This is a genomic window from Pontiella desulfatans (assembly GCF_900890425.1).
In the GTDB taxonomy this organism is placed as follows: domain Bacteria; phylum Verrucomicrobiota; class Kiritimatiellia; order Kiritimatiellales; family Pontiellaceae; genus Pontiella; species Pontiella desulfatans.
This window is the reverse complement of sequence record NZ_CAAHFG010000003.1, coordinates 431,600-451,066: the sequence shown is the minus strand read 5'-3', so window position 1 is coordinate 451,066 and position 19,467 is coordinate 431,600. Positions and strand designations below refer to the sequence as shown.

The 19,467-nt window shown below is 59.5% G+C and carries 14 protein-coding genes (1 of these 14 running past the window's edge); 6 read left to right on the top strand and 8 right to left on the bottom strand.

Annotated features, from left to right (window positions below):
* Positions 1–144 precede the first annotated feature (144 nt).
* The 3 genes from E9954_RS22915 (at position 145) to E9954_RS22905 (ending at position 3,068) form a co-directional block, all read left to right on the top strand.
* Positions 145–732: a nucleotidyltransferase family protein gene (locus E9954_RS22915; protein ID WP_136081615.1), complete on the top strand. Its 588-nt coding sequence runs from the start codon at positions 145–147 to the stop codon at positions 730–732.
* A gap of 147 nt (positions 733–879) precedes the next feature.
* The gene (locus E9954_RS22910) at positions 880–2,535 is read left to right on the top strand and encodes a glutamine--tRNA ligase/YqeY domain fusion protein (RefSeq protein WP_136081614.1); all 1,656 of its coding nucleotides are present in this window, start codon (positions 880–882) and stop codon (positions 2,533–2,535) included.
* Positions 2,536–2,606: 71 nt separating this feature from the next.
* Positions 2,607–3,068 carry a phosphatase domain-containing protein gene (locus E9954_RS22905; RefSeq protein WP_136081613.1) on the top strand — a complete coding sequence of 154 codons (462 nt, stop codon included), beginning with the start codon at positions 2,607–2,609 and terminating at the stop codon, positions 3,066–3,068.
* Positions 3,069–3,437: 369 nt separating this feature from the next.
* Here the strand turns inward: E9954_RS22905 and E9954_RS22900 are convergent, their stop codons facing one another.
* Together E9954_RS22900 and E9954_RS22895 are read right to left on the bottom strand one after the other, a co-directional pair.
* On the bottom strand, positions 3,438–3,854 hold the full coding sequence (locus tag E9954_RS22900; RefSeq protein WP_222847286.1) for a hypothetical protein: 417 nt from the start codon (positions 3,852–3,854) through the stop codon (positions 3,438–3,440).
* 79 nt (positions 3,855–3,933) lie between these two features.
* On the bottom strand, positions 3,934–5,145 hold the full coding sequence (locus E9954_RS22895; protein WP_136081612.1) for a uracil-xanthine permease family protein: 1,212 nt from the start codon (positions 5,143–5,145) through the stop codon (positions 3,934–3,936).
* Positions 5,146–5,327: 182 nt separating this feature from the next.
* Here E9954_RS22895 and E9954_RS22890 point away from each other — a divergent pair, with 182 nt between their 5' ends.
* The 3 genes from E9954_RS22890 to E9954_RS22880 all read left to right on the top strand — a co-directional run bounded on the left by E9954_RS22890 (position 5,328) and on the right by E9954_RS22880 (position 8,504).
* A complete protein-coding gene (locus tag E9954_RS22890) occupies positions 5,328–5,564 on the top strand; it encodes a UPF0175 family protein (RefSeq protein WP_136081611.1) in 237 nt (78 codons plus the stop codon).
* A complete protein-coding gene (locus tag E9954_RS22885; protein ID WP_136081610.1) occupies positions 5,564–6,025 on the top strand; it encodes a DUF3368 domain-containing protein in 462 nt (153 codons plus the stop codon). The genes E9954_RS22890 and E9954_RS22885 overlap by 1 nt, the downstream gene beginning before the upstream one ends.
* Before the next feature lie 196 nt (positions 6,026–6,221).
* On the top strand, positions 6,222–8,504 hold the full coding sequence (locus E9954_RS22880; RefSeq protein ID WP_136081609.1) for a Tex family protein: 2,283 nt from the start codon (positions 6,222–6,224) through the stop codon (positions 8,502–8,504).
* A 92-nt stretch (positions 8,505–8,596) separates the two neighbouring features.
* Here E9954_RS22880 and E9954_RS22875 read toward each other — a convergent pair whose 3' ends face one another.
* The 6 genes in view from E9954_RS22875 to E9954_RS22850 are tightly spaced (at most 11 nt apart) and all read right to left on the bottom strand, a layout consistent with a single transcriptional unit that may run on beyond the window.
* Positions 8,597–10,774 carry a formylglycine-generating enzyme family protein gene (locus tag E9954_RS22875; RefSeq protein ID WP_136081608.1) on the bottom strand — a complete coding sequence of 726 codons (2,178 nt, stop codon included), beginning with the start codon at positions 10,772–10,774 and terminating at the stop codon, positions 8,597–8,599.
* A gap of 11 nt (positions 10,775–10,785) precedes the next feature.
* Positions 10,786–12,192: a S8 family peptidase gene (locus E9954_RS22870; protein ID WP_136081607.1), complete on the bottom strand. Its 1,407-nt coding sequence runs from the start codon at positions 12,190–12,192 to the stop codon at positions 10,786–10,788.
* Positions 12,192–13,922 carry an InlB B-repeat-containing protein gene (locus E9954_RS22865; RefSeq protein WP_136081606.1) on the bottom strand — a complete coding sequence of 577 codons (1,731 nt, stop codon included), beginning with the start codon at positions 13,920–13,922 and terminating at the stop codon, positions 12,192–12,194. Before E9954_RS22865 ends, E9954_RS22870 begins: the two co-directional genes overlap by 1 nt.
* Entirely contained in the window at positions 13,915–14,751 is an 837-nt protein-coding gene (locus tag E9954_RS22860) for a rhodanese-like domain-containing protein (protein ID WP_136081605.1), read from the bottom strand. Before E9954_RS22860 ends, E9954_RS22865 begins: the two co-directional genes overlap by 8 nt.
* Positions 14,748–18,737, bottom strand: coding sequence for a TolB-like translocation protein (locus E9954_RS22855; RefSeq protein WP_136081604.1), 3,990 nt, complete (start codon positions 18,735–18,737; stop codon positions 14,748–14,750). Before E9954_RS22855 ends, E9954_RS22860 begins: the two co-directional genes overlap by 4 nt.
* Positions 18,734–19,467 carry the final stretch of an FG-GAP-like repeat-containing protein gene (locus tag E9954_RS22850; RefSeq protein ID WP_136081603.1) on the bottom strand. 18,637 nt of this gene lie beyond the right edge of the window, so only the last 734 of its 19,371 coding nucleotides appear in the window; its start codon lies off the right edge, out of view — the gene reads right to left on this strand; it ends in the stop codon at positions 18,734–18,736. The genes E9954_RS22855 and E9954_RS22850 overlap by 4 nt, the downstream gene beginning before the upstream one ends.

The window sequence follows — 19,467 nt, the reverse complement described above, 5'->3', positions numbered from 1 at the left end:
AGGCTTCCACGTTAAACAAAAAACCGGCTCGCAAGCGAACCGGATTCTCCTCTGTTGGAAGGGCAGACGCCGTCTGCCCGGGCGCACGGCGTGCGACCCTCCAGCATCGGTTTACACCGTTGGAAAACAGCGGCGGATCAACGCATGAAGAGCAGGCTCGGGTGGAACCGTGCCCTCCAACGACCAAATCCTTCATCCAAAGTATTGCACCGCTCCCGCGAATACGGGATAAATGCGCCTGTTTTTCCTTTGGTTGGAAAGTTCAACATGAATGTTTTTTTTGAATTCCACAAACTGGTTAAAGAACTGCAGCAGCAGAAGGTGCAATATGCCGTGATCGGCGGCGTTGCTATGGCCTTCCATGCCTATGCCCGCTTTACTAAAGATATTGATCTTCTCACTAAACCGGCGGAGTTGGATAAAATTAAAACCATTCTGGAGATTGAAGGCTACAAAAGCTCCGGAGAGCCTTGGACATTTAAAAATCAGATTGAGCTACATCGCTTTTGGAAAATTATCGACGCAGAAGAGATGGTCATTGACGTACTGGTTGCCCGAACAGAAAGACACAATCAAATCGTTGATGAGGCGCTGGAGGCCTACTCCAAACATACCGGCGTAGTTCGTGTTGCAAAAAAGGAGGATTTGATCTGGTTGAAGGGCCAGCGGAATTCCCCTATAGATCAGGCAGACATTGAGACACTTAGAAATGAAAGCGACAAAAAACTTTGATACCATCCTGAAAGAACTTGGAGATCTCTATGAATTCAACAGGGAGATTCAACGGTTTTCTTTCCGTTATCCAAAGCAACAGGACACCGAAAACGCAGGCATAATCTCAGAAAAAATTTCAGAATACGAAGTACGGAATACGCAACCATGAGCGAAGAAATCAAGACCACCAATTTCATACACGACATCATCGACGCCGACCTGGCCTCGGGCAAGCGCTCCGAAGTGGTGACCCGCTTCCCGCCGGAACCCAACGGCTACCTGCATATCGGCCACGCCAAGGCCATCACGCTCGATTTCGGTACGGCCGAAAAATACAACGGCCGCTGCCACCTGCGCTTCGACGACACCAACCCCGAGGCCGAGGACATCGAATATGTCAATGCCATCCAGGCCGACATCAAATGGCTCGGTTTCGACTGGGGCGAACACCTCTACTGGGCGTCCAACTATTTCGACACGATGTATGAATATGCCGTCCGCCTCATCAAGAAGGGCAAGGCCTACGTCTGCGAACTCTCCTCCGAAGCGTTCAAGGACTACCGCGGCGTTCCGACCCGACCGGGCAAGGAACCGCCCGGCCGCGAGCGCTCGGTCGAGGAAAACCTCGAGCTGTTCGAAAAGATGAAGAACGGTGAATTCAACGACGGGGCCTGCGTGTTGCGCGCCCGGATCGACATGACTTCCCCCAACCTGCACCTGCGCGACCCGGCCATCTATCGCATCAAACGCGCCCACCACCACAATACCGGCGACAAATGGTGCATCTATCCGATGTACGACTTCGCCCACTGCATCGAGGATTCCATCGAAGGCGTCACCCACTCCATGTGCACCATGGAATTCGAAGTGCACCGCCCGCTCTACGACTGGATCCTCGAGGAGCTCGAGGTCTTCCAGTCCCGCCAGTACGAGTTCTCCAAGCTCAACCTGACCTACATCGTGCTCAGCAAGCGCCGGCTGCTGCAGCTCGTCAACGAAGGCCGCGTTTCCGGATGGGACGACCCGCGCATGCCCACGCTCTGCGGCATGCGCCGCCGCGGCTTCACCGCCGAAGCCATCAAAAAACTCTGCGCCATCGTCGGCTGCACCAAGTTCGAGGGCATCACCGAAATCGAGCAGTTCGAAAGCATCATCCGCGACGACCTCAACGAAAACTCGCTGCGCGCCATGGGCGTCGTCGATCCGATCAAGGTCGTCATCGAAAACTATCCCGACGACCTCGAAGAAGAATTCGAAGTGCCCAACCATCCGCAGAAAGAAGAATGCGGCGTCCGCAAGGTGCCCTTCTCCAAAGAGCTGTGGGTCGAGCGCACCGACTATATGGACGACGCCCCCAACAAGTTCAAGGGATTCACCGTCGGCCGCGAAGTGCGCCTGCGCAGCGCCTACCTCGTCACCTGCAACGAAGTCGTCAAGGACGACGAAGGCAACGTTGTTGAACTGCGCTGCACCTACGATCCGGAAACCAAAGGCGGCTCCGCCCCCGACGGGCGCAAGGTGCGCTCCACCATCCACTGGCTTTCCGCCAAGCACGCCATCGACGCCGAGGTGCGCCTCTACGACCGCCTCTACACCGTCGAGAATCCGCTGGCCGACAAGGAAAAGGACTTCAAGGATTTCATCAATCCCAAGTCACTCGAAGTCATTACCGCCAAGCTCGAACCGATGCTCGCGAACGTCGAACCCGGCGTGCGCTACCAGTTCGAGCGCGTCGGCTACTTCTGCGCCGACCTCGACCACACGCCGGAGAAGCCCGTCTTCAACCGCACCCTCACCCTCCGCGCCCCGCGGAAAGTATAAAATTTCACCACAGAGCACACGGAGCAACAGAGCAATCAGGGCCAGCCTCTCTGTGGTAAAAAAGAATAGCTATGATCCCATTCCGCAAAGTCGAACTCGAAACCTCCGGCTCGCTCTACCTGCACAGCATGCCGGGAAAAGAAGAACCATTGGCCGAATGTTTCCAGGCCCTGGAAGAAACCTCGGTCGACCGCATCATCTGCCTCAACCGTCAGGATGAACTCGATGAAAAGTCGCCGGACTATGCCAAAGCCATCGCGGATGGCACCCTGCCCTGCGAACATATTCATTTTCCCATCGGCAACTTTGGCGTGCCGGAGGACCGGGAAGCCTTTCTGACCTTGGCCAAAGAATTCGCCGAACAGCTGAAAGCCGGCAAAAATATCCTCGTCCACTGCGCGGGCGGCGTTGGCCGAACCGGCACGCTCGCCAGCTGCATTACCACCGCGCTGAACAAACCGCTCTCGCTCGTCACCGCTGCCGGAGGAAAAGCCGAAACCGACCAACAGCGCGAACTGATCGCATCCCTCTAATACCAAATTAAACTGATTCGTTTTTTTACCACAGAGGGCAGTGAGGCACAGAGGAGCGGGATTGCTATATTTCTCTGTGCCTCCGTGTCCTCTGTGGTGAGACCATTCAAGCTAAGTTCCTCTAACCGTTGGCGCACCGCTCTCCCTCTGCGCGCGGAAAGCGGCATCGCCGATGCCGCACTCCAAGGCGTTTCGCTCCGCTCAACGCACAAATCAACCGGATACCTTGCGGCGCAGCCGCCCTGGACTGCGGAGACCGAGTCTCCGCTCTCCCATTACGAACGAAAAGAAAACAACGTAGAAGCGACGCCCTCGTCGCATCACCGTCGAACGGCGCCCTTTGCGCATGCAACGCGAAGACATCCATATTCAGTCGCTCAGCTCGATGCCCTCGTCGGCGCACCATTCGCGCAGCGCTTCCGCTTCGGCGGCATTGGAATAGTCGTACCACTTTTCAAGCAGGTTGTGGTTGATCAACCAATCCTTGTAGCGGGCATAGGCCCCGCGGCGACTGAAAATTCCGCGCACCTCGTCGTAGCCATCGGGAAACGTATCGCTCACGAAGCGAAAGACCAGCCGCGACCCCAGATCCAGCTCCTTTTTAGGGGGCATTCGAACCACATCATCGGAATCCCAGGCTTCTTCCGGAATTTCATCAATTCCGGCAAAGTCGGATTGATAATAGATCTCTCCCGAAGCCTTATCGAGCAACACGGTGGTACCACATCCCCCGTCCATGCTGGCATACTCAAGAGCCGCCTCGACATCCATGAATCTAAACTTCATACATTTCCTCCAACGCAAGCGCCCATATGCGACCGAATCTTTCAGGCCGCCTAAAGGCGGGACTACATACTTTTCTTCTTTAATCGTTATCCGGATCATCCGGCAGCAGGATGTGCAGGATGAGGTTGGCGACCATGCCAACCAGGGCCGAGAGGCCAATGCCTTCGATGGCGATGTTGCCGACCGCCACTTTTACGCCTCCCAGGCCGCAAACGAGGATCAGCGCCACGATGATCAGGTTGCGGCTACGGTTAAAGTTGAGCTGTGCGTTGGAGATGGTGCGAATGCCGACCGAGGCAATCATGCCGAACAAAATAAAACTGACCCCACCCATCACGGCCACGGGAATCGTGCGCAGGAAGGCGCCGATCGGACTGAAGATGCCGAGGATAATGGCAAAGCCCGCAGCAATGCGGATGACGGATGGATTATAATTCTTGGTCACCGCCAGCACGCCCGTGTTTTCTGAATAGGTCGTATTCGGCGGCCCGCCAAACAAGCCGGAGCACATGGTGGCCAGGCCATCGCCGAGCAACGTACGGTGCAGGCCGGGCTTCTCGAAGAAATCCTTGCCGACCACCGCGCCGTTGGTGGTGATGTCGCCAATGTGCTCCATCACCGAAACAATCGCGATCGGCATGATGGCCAGGATCGCGGCGAGTTCGAATTTCGGGAACGTAAAGTTGTCCGCGCCAATGAACAGGCCGCCGGTGTTCTGCATCGCCGAATAGTCCACGCGCCCCAACGCCGCCGCCACGGCATAGCCCACCACGATTCCGATCAGGATCGGCACCAGTTTAAAGAAGCCTTTCATGAAGCACGAAACCGCAATGATCGTCAGGATGGCCGTCATGGACAGCAGCCAGTCGGCCGACGCCATGCCCACGCCGATCGGTGCCAGCGATAGGCCGATCACCATAATCACCGGCCCCGTCACCACCGCCGGGAACAACCGTTTCATAATGTTCGTGCCGCCCAGCTTCACGATCAGCGACATCAGGAGATAGACCACCCCGGCGCAGATCACTCCGCCAAGCGCCTGCGGCAAACCACTGCCATCCTCGCCCGCGACCGCCTTGATCGCGCCGATAAAGGCAAAGCTCGACCCCAGAAACACGGGCACCGATCCCCCCGTCACACCGTGGAAGATGAACGTCCCGATCCCGGCGGCCAGCAACGCCACGCTTGGGTCCATCCCGGTCAGCGTCGGCATCAGCACCGTCGCGCCAAACATGGCAAACACATGCTGGATCCCCAACACCAGCTTTTTCGGCACACCTATCTCTTCCATCTCACTACCTCCGGCTAATTTCGAATAGTTTTTGCACATTACCCGGCATAAAAGAAGCTCTCTCAGCCTTAAACCGTTCCGCAGGTTTCCAGCTTGCGGCCCTGCCACCTGAAGGCAGATGACTCGCCACCAACCAACTTTCAGGACTTGCGCTTCCCCCTGGCTGAGGGTAGAAAAAGGATATGCAAATCGCCCTACCAGATGAAATGGTTGAAGGCTTGGATCTAACGCCGGAGCGTGCCTGCCTAGATCTTGCCATCGGTCTCTATGCCGAACAAAAGGTCACGCTTGGGCGTGCTGCAAAACTTGCAGGCATGGCCCAGTCCGCATTCCTGAAGAAACTCGGAGAACTTCGTATTCCCATGCACTACGATCTCCCGGAGTTAGAAGAAGATTTGTTGATGGTGAGGGACGCGTAGTGATTGTCGTTAGCGACACCTCTCCTATCACCGCTTTGATTTCCACAAACAAAATCGACCTTTTACAACGACTCTACGGGAAAGTCGTTATCCCTCTGGCAGTTGCGAATGAGCTTATGGATTATCACGAAACCATTCCGGAGTTCATTTGTCCCATATCTATCGAAGCATCGCCATTGCTTGAGCAACTCAAACATCAGCTCGATCCCGGTGAAGCGGAGGGCATTGTCCTTGCCAAACAGCTCAAGGCAAACCTACTCCTGATCGACGAGACCCTTGGCCGCGAGGCAGCCCGTCAGGAACATCTACCAGTCATCGGCCTGATGGGCGTTCTCCTTGTTGCAAAGAAGAAGGATTTTATCGCGTCTATCAGCGACCTAATCGAACAATTGGAATCCAAAGCGGGCTTCTATCTCTCCCTTCAAGTTAAAGCCAGAGTCCTCGAAGCCGCAGGGGAATAATAACGATCCCAACTCTTGACTCTCCCACCTCGTTTTAAGACCCTATATAACTAATTTAATCAAGAGGATACACCCGCAACATGCCAGTTGATTTATCACCGCGAAGAACGCCGATGCACAACAGAAAAGCTTTGTGCCTCCGTGCCCTCTAGCGCAGCGGGTGATAAGAAACCATTTCATCAGCAAGGAATCTCCCATGTCAGAAACCCCCTCGTTCGATCCCGTACCGTTTGCCTCGAAAGACCTCAACATTTCCGCGCGGCAGGTGGCCGCCGTGGCGAAGCTGTTCGCCGAAGGCAACACCGTCCCATTCATTGCCCGCTACCGCAAGGAGGCGCACGGCAACCTCGACGAAGTCCAGATTACCGACATCCAGGAAAAGCTGGCCTACTACAACACGCTCGAATCGCGCCGGGCAACCATCCTTAAATCCATCGAGGAACAGGGCAAACTGACCGACGACCTCCGGCTGAAGATCGAGGAGTGCCAGTCGAAAACCACCCTAGAAGACCTCTATCTGCCCTACAAGCCAAAGCGCCGCACCCGCGCCATGATCGCCAAGGAAAAGGGACTCGAACCGCTGGCCGAGCTGATTCTCACCCAAGCTGACTCCGGCGACATCGATGCCGAGGCCGCCAAGTTCATCAACGCCGAAAAGGAAGTCGCGTCCATTGAAGACGCACTGAACGGCGCGCGCGACATCATTGCCGAGCAGATTGCCGAAAAGGCCGAAGTGCGCGCCCTGATCCGCGATGCCTATTTCAAGACCGGCGCCATCACCTCCGCGCCGGTGCTTTCGTCCGAAACGGATGAAAACTCCAAATACAAAGACTACTTCGATTTCTCGCAACCGATCGACGCCATCCCGTCGCACCGCTACCTTGCGATCCGCCGCGGCGAAACCGAGGGCGTGTTGCGCCGCAAGCTGACGATCGATGCCGATCCACAGATCGAGCGCATGAAAGCCATCGTCGGGGCCAACCCCGCATCCCCGTTCTTCCCCGAACTCGAAAAAGCGATCCTCGATGCCTACAAGCGCCTGCTCACCACCAGTGTCGAAATCGACGTCTCGGTGGAAATGAAAATGAAGGCCGACCGCTCCGCCGTCGAGGTTTTCGCCAAGAACCTGCGTAGCCTGCTGCTCGCCGCACCCTATGGCGAAAAGGCCGTCATCGGCATCGACCCCGGCCTGCGCACCGGATGCAAATGCGTGGCGCTCGATGCCACCGGAAAATATCTCGACACCATCACGATCTATCTCGGTCAAAGCGCCGAGAAGGAAAAGCAGGCCAAGATCAAGCTTTCCGAATTCATCGAAAAGCACCAGCCCCAATCCATCGCCGTCGGCAACGGAACCGCCGGGCGCGAAACCGAGGCGTTCACCAAGGCTCTGCTCAAGGAGATGCAAAACAAGATCAGCGTGGTATCCGTCAGCGAAGCCGGCGCTTCCGTCTATAGCGCGTCGCCCATTGCCCGCGAGGAATTCCCCGACCTCGACCTAACCATACGCGGCGCCATCTCCATTGCCCGCCGCCTGCAGGATCCGCTGGCCGAACTGGTGAAGGTCGATCCCAAGTCCATCGGCGTCGGCCAATACCAGCACGATGTCTACCAGCAGCTGCTCAAGGACAAGCTCGACGAAGTGGTCGTCAGCTGCGTGAACCATGTCGGCGTGGAACTCAACACCGCCAGCGCCCCCCTGCTCTCCCGCGTGGCCGGCATCGGCGATAGCCTCGCCAAAAAGATCGTCGAATACCGCAACGAACACGGCGCGTTCAAATCGCGCAAAGAACTGATGGAGGTTTCCGGCCTCGGCCCGCGCGCGTTCGAGCAGGCCGCCGGCTTCCTGCGCATCCATGGCGGCGTCCAGCCCCTCGATGCCTCCGCCGTCCATCCAGAACGCTACAAGCTGGTCGAGCAAATCGCCGCCGATCTCGGCGAGCAGCTCGAAAAACTCGTTGGCAACGTCGAGGTCGTGAAAAAGATCAAACTGTCAACCTATGTCTCCGACGACGTCGGCGAGCTGACCCTCAAGGACATCGTCGACGAGCTGAACAAACCCGGCCGCGACCCGCGCGAACAGTTCGAGGAAGTCGGCTTCCGCGAGGATGTCATGACCATGAACGACCTCAAGGAAGGCATGGAGCTCAAAGGCGTCGTCACCAACGTCACCGCCTTCGGCGCCTTCGTCGATATCGGTGTGCACCAGGATGGCCTCGTCCACATTTCGCAGCTTTCCGATCAGTTTGTGAAGGATCCGGCCGACGTCGTCCAGGCCGGCGACCGCATCGATGTCCGCGTGCTGGAAGTCGACCTCATCCGTAAACGCATATCGCTTTCCGCAAAAAAGAAAGAGGCGAACAAACCGGCCAACAAAAAACCGCATGGCCAGCGCCGCCCGAACAACAACCGGCCGCAGAAGCAACAGCGCGACAACAAACCGCGCGGCTTCGTCAACAACCCCTTCACGGGTTTGTAGGTTCGTAGACGAAGCTTCCAGCTTCGTTCCGGGTGAATACGGAACATGCCTGTCCATTGGACACAAAGCAGGATGCTCCGTCTACGGGTTTGCTACAACTCGACGCCTTCCGGAATGACCACCCGCATGCGGTAGTAGCGATTGGGCATGGACGAGGTGTCCTCGAATTGCACCGGAACACCGGTGCCTGCATAGCCGCCGAGCAGGCGCCAGTCGGGCGCGACGAGCGAATCGGTGTATTCTATGACATAGATCCGCCCGTATGCCGTTGAACTGGAAATGAGGGCCGTGCCACTGCCGGAACCGGACACCGCAAGGTTGAGGTGCGAGGCGGCGTTGGTTGGATCGGAACCCAGCCGGAATTCATCGAGGTTCGTATAGCCATCACCGTCCGCATCGGCCGATGCCACCATACCGATTTCCGACCCAAAGAATTCCAGCTCCCAATCATTCGGCATCTCGTCGCCGTCCGCATCGGTTCTCAACCGCCACGCAAAGGTGGTGGTGCCAACGGCGGACTGCACCTGGATCCGATAGTAGCGGGTCGGGATTCCGGCCGTGTCTTCATAGGCCTCGATATCGCCCGTGCCGCCCAACACCGTGAGGGGTTTCCAGCTCGGAGTAATCAGGGAATCGCTATACTCGATGGTGTATGTGCGCCGCAGCTTCGTTGAACAGGAAACCACGACCGTTCCGGCCTCCGTCGGCTCGATGGTCAGGTTGAGATGCGAGAGGCCGTCGGACGGATCGGTTCCGAGCATGAATTCCTGGGCGGCGGTATAGCCATCGCCGTCCGTGTCGGCCGAGGCCACCACGCCGGTTTCGGAACCATAGTATTCCAGTTCCCAATCGTTCGGCAGGTCGTCCTGGTCGTTGTCGGCGACCCAGTTCCAGACGATGGTGGAGACGGGATCGGTCAAGGGGATCAAACCGGTGGTCGCGGCCGTACCCTCTGCCGGGATGGATCCGCTGCCCGTCCAGCCCTTCAGGACATAGACCGTGTTGGAAACCACCACGACCGGATCCACCGAGCAGGTGGCCGAAGAGCCCCACGCGTGGACATGGAAGCCGGCCGATGGCGTCGGTGCCCCGGCAAGCGAGACCACCGCCAGGGTGTAGTCGCGCGCATCCACCTGCGTGACCGCCGTGCCGGAAACGGAAACCCCTGCATCGCGCACCGTGCGGAAACCACTGTAGATGTCGCCTTGCGACGGGAATTGTGAAAATCCGCTACCGCAACGAGCGTACTCCGCACCATCGATCCAGCTGCCGCCGCGCTGGTGGCGGCTGCCGTCGGCAATCTCCTCATCCCAGCACCACTCGGCCACGTTGCCGGCAACCGCATATAGCCCAAAGGCGTTGGGGGCAAACTTGCCCGGGGCAAAAGTGAGCGGCCAGGCCGATCCATGGTCGGGGTGGAATCCGCGAGTGGAGCTCGTGTCGTAGGAATTTCCGGCAGCACTAACATAGTTGGCTTCATCGTGCGTAATCTGATTGCCCCAAGGGAACCGGTTTGCGGAACCGGCACGCGCGGCATATTCCCATTCCTCAATCGTCGGCAACCGATAACCGGTTGCCCCTTCATCCAGGCCGGGAACCTCGTTGCCGCTTTTGTAGATGCCGCCGCCATTGGTATAGCAAGGCTGCAACCCTTCCAGCTCGCTGCGGGCGTTGCACCACTTGACGCAGTCGTACCAGTTCACCGTGGTGACCGGATGACTGTTCGTGATGCCCGATCCCGGATTGTCGAATTCATAGTCGTTGGTTACGGCCCAGTCATAGACGAGATCCCAAACCGCCTTGGTGGTTTCGGTTTCATCCACATAAAGACTGATGGGCATCGTTAGGTTGATTGGCCCGAAATCCGGATCCGTACCGGTCGTTGTGCCGGCAGGAACAACCACCGTTCCGGCCACCGGTATGGGAGTGGTGTTTTGCCCATCGTCGGCCAGTACCAAAAACTTGAGCCCTGCGGAATGCCGGTCGTACCAATCGGCCCCGGCATCCCAAACGATGGTTTTGCCGGCCCCCGTGGCCACCCCGGCCCCGACATCCCCGGAAAGGGAGGCGAGTGCAACTTCGTCCTCGCCGTTGAACGCCTTAAGCGAAATGGTCACCGTGCTTGAAAAGTCGCTCGAAACATCATAGCCAATGGTTACCGCCTTTGTCCCGGGCGCCTGCGCGGCAACCGTGTTCCCCACGGTAACGACCGCATGCGCCGTTGTTCCGACAACCAACATTAAACCCGCCAGCATCCATTTTGTTTTCATCGCTCTTCCTCTCAGAAATCCAGTACTCCAACCATCCGATAAAACGACGAGCCCGCATCCGTTCCTACTGAAAATTCCACCATCGCCCCGTTGGTCTGCGGCGCAACCGGAACCACCGACCAAACCTCTTGATCCAGATTTGTTGCGCCCATCAATGAATAACCCATCCCCGGTTGATATGCTCCGGAAACCTTGAGCCCCGACAGGGTGCCTTCAACCTGCTGCATTCCTAAATCGGGGATGCTTCCCGCAGTCGCCGCCGCCAGCCACGCCGCCGCACCAAAATCCACGCGCCCCCAACCAAACGACTGATCCCACCCCGTCGGCCCAAGATCCTTTGCCGATGCCTTGAGGATGGCGAGCGCATCGTCGGCAGAGAGCGAAGGACTGATTGAAAAGAGTGTCGCCAGGATGCCGCTCACCAACGGAGCGGCATAGCTCGTACCACTGCCGGAGGCATAACCATGGGCGGTCGTTGCATAGACTTGGTAGCCCGGTGCGCAAAAATCAATGTGCGGGCCATAGTGCGATTGGAGTTCATCGTCGCTGTCGGTCATCGACACGGCAACGATGCAGGGCTGGTTCGTATAGTCGAGATAGCCGGATCCATTCACCCCCGCCATCACCACAACGCCGTCGGTGGTTGCGCGGTGGTATTCCGCCGCGAGGTTCAACACCGGGCTGTCGGCGCCCGTCCAGCTTAGGTTCACCACGCGGATGCCGTTGTCGGCCGCCCAACGGATCGCCGCATCCATGTATACGATGTCGGAATCCGAACCAATGGCGCAATTGACCGGCACCAGCGTACAGTTGCCCGCACCGGCAATGCCGGTTGCGTTGTCCAGCACGCCTGCCGCCAGACCAGCCGCCATCGATGCATGGTCGGCATTGCCGGAATAGACCGGAGCATCGTTCACCACATCCCATCCGTTCATGGTATTGGCCGCCAAATCCGGATGCGAAAGATTGAAGGGCACATCCACAATGGCCACCTTCACGCCGGCCGAACCCGTCCCCCAATTCCAGGCATCGGCGCTGCCGATCGTGTCGTGATGCCACTGGTTGCCCAGCAACGGATCGGAGGGAACAAATTGCCGGTGCAGTTTCCGGTTGGGCTCGGCAAATGCCACGTCGCCACGCGATGAAGCAAGGGCAACCACCTGCCCCACCTCCCCCGCATCAACGATGAAGGCCAGCACCTGCTCCCGCCCATGGAATTTCACCAGCACCTCGCCCGTGCGGCTTGGGCCGTCCAGCGAACGGACGTTCATGCGTTTCGCGCGGCGAAGCTCCGGCAAGCCCACACCAAGATCGGCCAGGTCGGAGCGACCGAGATCGGAGAGATGCAATGCCCCGGCATCGGCCCATGCCAACAGGCCAACCAGTGCAAACACACCACTGTAGATCCATCGTCTCATTATCGTTCCACGGATATCCTATAGAAGGTGGGCAGTCCCACCGGTGCGGTACGTTCCCGATAGGTATTGGCCGGCGGTGTTGCCGGTATGCTGCCGGAAACCTGCCAGAACCCTTCCTGCAGGTTGACCGAACGCCACACCTTGTACGTCCGGTTCGAGACACTCGGCCACACCAGGGTGGTCGAGGTGCCAATGTCGGTTTCGAAATCCACGGTCAGTACATCGGCAAGGTTGGTCGGTGATGTTCCGGCCACCCACTCCTCCCACGTCAGCATGCCGTCGCCGTCGTGATCGAGCAGCCCGGCGGTCTCCCATGCATTGGTGAAACCATGGTCGTAGAGCCAGCGCTGCGGCACACCGTTGCCCGTCGTGTTCTCGGCGAACAGCGCAAAGATCGAACGGGGTTGGGTCATCGGAACTTCGAGTTCGTCATCGGTCGCCGTGGTGCCCCCCACATCGCCCGTCCACGCGTCGATGTGGTAGAACAAATCCGGCAACGCCGTGAGCGTGATGACGGTTCCGGCATCCACCCACTGGTCGGGCTCGGCTACCTGGCCATAGTCGCCCGCACCGACCTCCAGCCAATACTTCGTGTTCCACTCCCAGGTCAGCACCATGCTGTTGGTCAGCTCAACCTCAACCATCGGCGTTGCTCCGGTCGAAGATTCAAGCCCGGCCAACGACCAACCGGCCAACGTCCATTGCGATCCGCCCTCGGTATGGAAGCCGTTGGTGACCGAACAGCTGACCACCGTTCCGAAGGCATTGGTGTAGAGTCCCGGAGGAGGAACCGACTGCCCGGCAATCGAACGGATGTCCAGGATGATCAGGCTACCCAGAAAGCCCGTATTGGCCATCGCCACCTCGGTCATGTTGGAAAAGGATATGTTGAACGAAGCCATCAACTCCGCCTGGTCTGCCGGGCCGTAGAGGGTGACATCAAAGCCCGTGATTCCGCTCTGCTCCATGTTCACATGCGTGTTCGAGGCAAACAGGCTGCTCAGGTCAAAATAGATCTCGTTGCCCGACGCGCCGTCGCCCACGAACGAAGCAATCGGCGCGCTGGCCCCCGTGGCCGTCAGCACGCCCACCGCCCCGTCGGCCGTCGGTGCAAACACCGTGGAATCGAGCTGCAGCAGCAACTGACGCGACTCCAGCACAAAACCGTTTTCCAGCTCCGTGGTCACCGCCAGCATACCGTTGGTTGGCCACACCGCAGATCCGTTTTCGTTGGTCGCGTGCACGCGGCAATAGTAGGTGGTCGTCGGATCGCAACCGGAGATGCGGTGCAACGCCAACCCCTTGTCCGCGGCTCCGCCCTGAATGGCGCGCATGTCCGCGCGGCGGTAATAGTTCGTGGACTGCGCCGGATCACCCGTGAACACCGGCGACTCCTCGGAGCCAACCACACCGGCCAGATCCATGGTTCCGCCGGCATCGGAGAACACCTCCACCCAACTGCCCGCCGGTTCCGTTGTCCGCACAAACAGGTCGAACTGCGAAGGTGTAACGTTCACCGCCGTGCACCGGTCGATCTCCGGCGCGGCAAATGCGTTGGCAACGAGCAGCAACACCACAAAATGAAGAATTAAGATTTCGGAATGTAGAATGGAGGAACTCAGGCGGCGTTGGCCTTTCCCTAGAAAAAGCTGCCGCAGACCCATCATTCTGAATTCTGAATTCTTCATTCTTAATTCAATGCGGCGAAGCCGCTTTAGCATCCTATTCATTGTTCATCTCCAGCTCTTGCGAACCCATGCCCAACCGTTGCAGGCCGGCTGCGCCATCCCGCTCAAGGATTTTTTCACCACCGGCCAGGATCACAACCCGGTGGACACCGTTGGCTTTCAGGATGCGCGCCATTTTCTGCGCCTCGCCATCGCCATTGTCGATCAGCACCATCAAGGGGGCTTCCCTCCCCACGGCATCCGCTTGGCGGCCCTGGTGACCGGAACCGGCAACGCCGGCCACCTCGAACGGGGACTTCACCACCGTCTTTCCCGGAAACTTTTCCGCAAGCGGGGTTAAGGTCGGCGCAGGAAGCGCATCGGCTTGCCGGGCCTGGATCCCCGAGGTCGCTTCCGGCTCCGGCTCTTTCCGCAGATCCACCAACACCACTTCGTCGGTCGTATCGAGATCCTGCAGGTTTTGGTAGGTAATGACGTTCAGCGCTTCCTTCTGAAACCCCGTGGCCTGCGTCGTTCTGCCCTTGCGCGTCTGCCAGGCCGCATAGCCTCCATCGAGCGCCTCGGCCTTGATGCCCGGCTTTTCGTTCAGAATGTCCACCGCCCCGGAAAGGTCTTCTCCAAACCCCTGCCCGTAGACCACAACAAAGCCCAGCGGCGGTAGCTTCTTGAGTGCCAGCACCCGCTCGGGAACATTGATGGCGTTCGGAATATGCCCATGCCGAAACATCGACTCGTCGCGCACATCGATCAGCGTCACCTTCGTGCTGCTTTGCAGCAACGCATCAAGCTCCGCCGGACTCACGGCTTCGGCGCCCAGGGCCAACAGACCGGCCAATCCCAACCATCGAACCATTTTCATTTTCGGTTTCATTCCGGCCTCCAATCATTGACGGCCTGCTGCATATCCACCAGCAATACGGCCGAAGCGGGAATTGCAAAATCATAACCCAGCAGCTTGCCCTGCCGCACCTCCGCGGCAAACCAGCGGCCGGATGCGGGATCGAGCATGCGCAGTGCCCGCACGTTGCCGAGCCCCAGCCCGCGCATCAACCGGTGCGCCGTGCAGGGTTGCGGGAAATCGGTTAAGCTAACCACGTTCACACCCACCTGAAGATCAACGGATGCCTGCGTCGCCGCGCCCATGTCCGCCACGTAGGCATCGCCGAACCGGATCCAGAGGAAATCGCCTTCCACCAAAGCAAAGTTGTCGCCGGTGGCACCGCTGCTCCACATTGCCGTTTCCTGCACCAGGGTCGGCACGATCGAGGTGAAGCGACTGATTTCCGTTACGCCGACCGCGCTGTTCCACCGTTCAAGCAAGGTGTACGCATCGGCGGCCTGATCGGCGACCGACTGCGTGACCGGCACGGCGTTCATGTTGCGGAAGACCGCCTGGATGGCCGGGAGTTCCGCGCTCTGCACCGCGCCGCCCTCCAACCACGTCAACTTGCGTCCGTTGACCGAGTGGAAACGCTTCGCCCCTTCCGAACGCGTCAGCGGAATCGCCGCCAGATTCGAAAGGTGGATCAGGCGGAGGTTGACTTGCCCCACCCCGAGCGAATCCTCCTGGCAGCAAACCCACCCGCCGTCAAGGAACGGGAAGGCTTCGTTTTCCGCCGTGTCGGTAAGGCGGATCTCGGCCTGCCGCAACAGGTCGTAGCCATAGAGTTCAACCTGCGAGTGGCGGTTGTCCTGCCAGACGATCCACTGGTTCATCAGCACGGGATTGTATTGGCCATAGATGTTGTCGGTCACGCGGAACCAGTCGCCCCGCTCCAGATCCATGTAATAGATCTCGCCCGGCCCGGAGTCGCGCCAGTCGGCCCAGACCACGCGCCCGTCGTCGATGTCCGGATAGAGCTGGTCTTCGATGCCCGGCAGCAACACCACATTCGTTCCGCCCTCGGCCAGGTTGATCGCATGCAGTTGCCAGGGATCGTCCGGACTGCTGGTCGATTTCGATTGGAAGACGATCCACGGCCATTCGATGTCGGGATTGATTTCATCCCTTCCGAGCGAGGAGGTCACCTGCACCACCGCGCCGGTGTTATCGAGGTCGGCCATGTAGAGATCCCAGCTGCTGTCGCTGCGGCGGCCCTGCCAGACGGCGTAGTGGCCATCCGTCTTCGGGTTCTTCTGCGTGAAGTCGCCGACCGTCAGCTGGCGCGGAACGCCGTTGGTGGCCAGCAGGTCGCGCGCAAAGATTTCCGGCGAGCCATCGCTCTGATCCTGCCAGACCATCCAGCGTCCGCGGGCATAGGGCGTGGCCGGCCCGCGGTCGGCGGCGGCGAGCACCTCGCCCTCGGCATAGAGGTCTTCCACCTGAACCAGCATGGTGGCAAAATTGGTCTGCGAGAGTTCGTTCACCAGCGTCAACCGAACCGTGTACCAGCCCGGCAGCACGTCCGAACCGCTTCCGTTCTTGCCGTCCCAGATCCAATCCGTGACGCTCGACCCCACATTGCTGAAGGTAACCGACCGCACCAGGTCGGCGGCATCGTAGCCATGGCCCAGCAACGGATCGACCAGCCAGCTTACCGAATGGAACACATTGGTCTCCTCCAGCACGCCGCCAATCTGGCCGCGCACATCCACGGCATGCAACCCGGGCACCAGTTTTTCCACCGAGAACGGAGTGGCGACCGGCTCGATGGCATGGAAATAGTCCTCGTCGATGCGCCAGCGATAGTCGGTCACGCCGGTGCCTCCGGCCATCAGGGTTGCATGGTCGAGCCGCGTCGGGGTGGCCGGCGCACCGAACACCTGCACCGGATTGGCCGAGGAGTCCACCTCCCACGACACACCGACGGCCTCGGATTCCGGAGGATAGCTTCCGTATCTTGGTCGGCCAAGCACATCGACCGTATGAACGCCATCGCCCAGCCCGGACAGACTAATCGGTTCCGCAACCATTCGCTGCGAAGACCAGCCACCGCCATCGAGCCGATACTTGTAGTAATCGACATATTCGCCGCCCACGTAAAGCGTGGCCGAATCCAGCGCATTGGGCGAACACGGCACATTGCTGACCGTGGTCCAGGCGATGATGCCGCGGAAAACATCGACCTGGGCATCGGTTACGAGTGGGCTGTCGGAGGCTGCGAAGGAGATGCGGGTGGAGCCCGGGCGGATCGAAAGCGCATCGCCGGTGAGCAGCACGCTCTCCTCATCCTTGTCGAACTGCTGCACGTCGGCCGGGGCGCCGTTCACGATCAGGCGCACTTCGTTGGTATCCTCCACATTGTTGGCCGAATCGGTCGCGAAGAAGCGCACGTTGTATTCGCCCGCCTCGCGGATCCAGAACGGATAGGCCGGTTGGAACGGCGCGTTGGTGATGGAGTATTCAATGCTCACCGGACTGTCGTCCGTCGAAAGGAAGAACATCTGGGTTTCGTCGGTAATGTAGTAGTTCGTCCCCGAGTTGACCATTTCGCCGGCAAACTCGATGGTCGTGACCGGCGGGTTGGTGTCGGCCGGAACCGCGCCATAGGTCACGGTATAGGTGTTCGACCCCAAGTTGCACAGGTCGAAAATATTGAGGTAGGCCAGCCGCGCGTTGTCGGTCTTGCGGTAGCGCACGTTCGTCCAATAGTTGTTTGTGTTGACCACCTTGCCGTCGCCGCGCACCACCGAGTCGATCGGCAGCTTGGCCTGCCGCGGATCGTCGAGGCGCATGTAGCACCAGTCGGTGCGGTCGGAATCGACCTCCACCAAGGCCTGCCCCGGCCCCGGGGGGGAGCCGAGCGCCGCGTTGACAATGTGGTTGACCGGCAGGATCTGCCCCTCGCTCTCATAGAGCGCGTCGGGAATCATATTGTCGTCGCGGTCGGTGTCGGCCAGGAAGTCGAGCACGTCGTCGCGACCGGCGGCATCGTTGAGCACCTCCTTGGCAATAAAGTGCGCCACCAGGTTGGTGATCAGCGAGGTCTCCTCGCCACCGAACTCCGGCGCGTGCGTGTAGGTGGCCTTGAACTCGACAAACTCGCCGGAGAGCGTCGTAATCATATCCCACGCCGCCTTGCGCGCGGTGCCCGGCGCGAGGTTGCCAATGTTCACCGTCAGGCTCGTGCGGTCGAGCGGCGAGTCCATCACGCGCACCCCCAGCAGGCGCGGCACCAGCAGCAGGCTCTGCTCGTTTTCCACGATCCGCGGCTGCTCCGAACGGATCATCACGTTTTTCGCCTGGCCGTAGCCGACGTTGCGCACCAGTACGCCAAGGATGAACGGAATGGGCGCCTCGACGGTTTCGGTGAAGGGATCGTCGCCCTGCACGTCGCGCGGCTGGAAATAGGCGATGTCCAGCAGCGGTTGCGGCTGCACCGTAATCATGTCCGGCACGGCGAAGAGCACGTCGTCCGGGAAATATTCCCCCTGGAACTTGGCCGAGAGCGAGCAACCCACGCGGTAGCGCTTGCCCGCCGGATCCTCGCCGCCCGCGCCGGGCTTCGGAACGATGAACCAGCGCACCACCGCCTTCTGCGTCGGGGCAATGATGCCCTGCCCCGTGATGTTGTTGATGTTTTCCATCTCCGGGGCGCGCACGAAGAACCAGTCCGAGGCGTTGTTTTCCACATCCCCGTCCGGATCGGACGGATCGGTGAAGGTGAGCTGCGCCGAAAAATCGGTGATCGAATCAACGCCGTCGTTGTTCGTCACCTCGAGCGTGGCCAAAAAGCCGATGCGCTCCAACGAAAGCTCCTGGAGAATCTCGATCTTCACCCGCGAGCACACGCCCTGGAACTGCTGTTGCGCCAGCGCCGTGTTCAACAAGGCAAGAACACCGAGCACGACCAGACTCCTGGTTGCATATGACCTCATTGAACCGGCCATCCTCTTGACTGTTGAATACCTTTTCATGGCGCCACCTCCTTACCCTGGGCCTCGTCTTTTGGCGGCGTCCACCACCCGCACTGGTCGTGCACCATAATTCCCTCGGCATACATCGCCACATCGCCGCGCAACCGCACGGAGACAAACGGCCGCTCTTCGGCGATCCGTTCAACGCCAACCACCTCGACCCGCGTTCCGGCGGAGGTGGAGACCCAGTCGCCCGGAACCACGTTGCGCGCCGCCGTCCAGCCCTTGGTCGCGGCGTCCACCCAAACGAGGTGCTCGTCGGTAACACTCAAGGTCTGCTCCGGATCATCGGCAAAGCTCAGGACGACCCAGTTGTGGGCAACGCCGCGCAGGACTTCGGCCACCTCGGCGACGGCTTCTTCGGCCACGCCGCTCTTCACGCGGTCGCCCTCGGCGAGTTTCGCTGCGGCGATTGTCTCGCCGTTCGCCAGCAGCACCGCAGCATCCGGGGCAAGACACGGCGGGCCGCCGCCGCTGAAGGCCGTACCACCGCTGTTTCCGCCGGGGAGACTGCCGCCACCAGGGCCGCTATCGCCTCCAGCAAAGGCGCAGCCAATCAGCGCGGCCGCCTTCATGACCCAGGTCGGCGTCATGTGTTCGGAGATCTCGTCCCAGATCCTTTCAGCGATCTCCCGCTCGAGCGAGTTCATGTTGTTGGCCCTGGAGATCAAGGGCGACAGCGAGTTAGGGCAGATGGAGTCGCCATTCAGCCGGTTGATCAGATTCATCA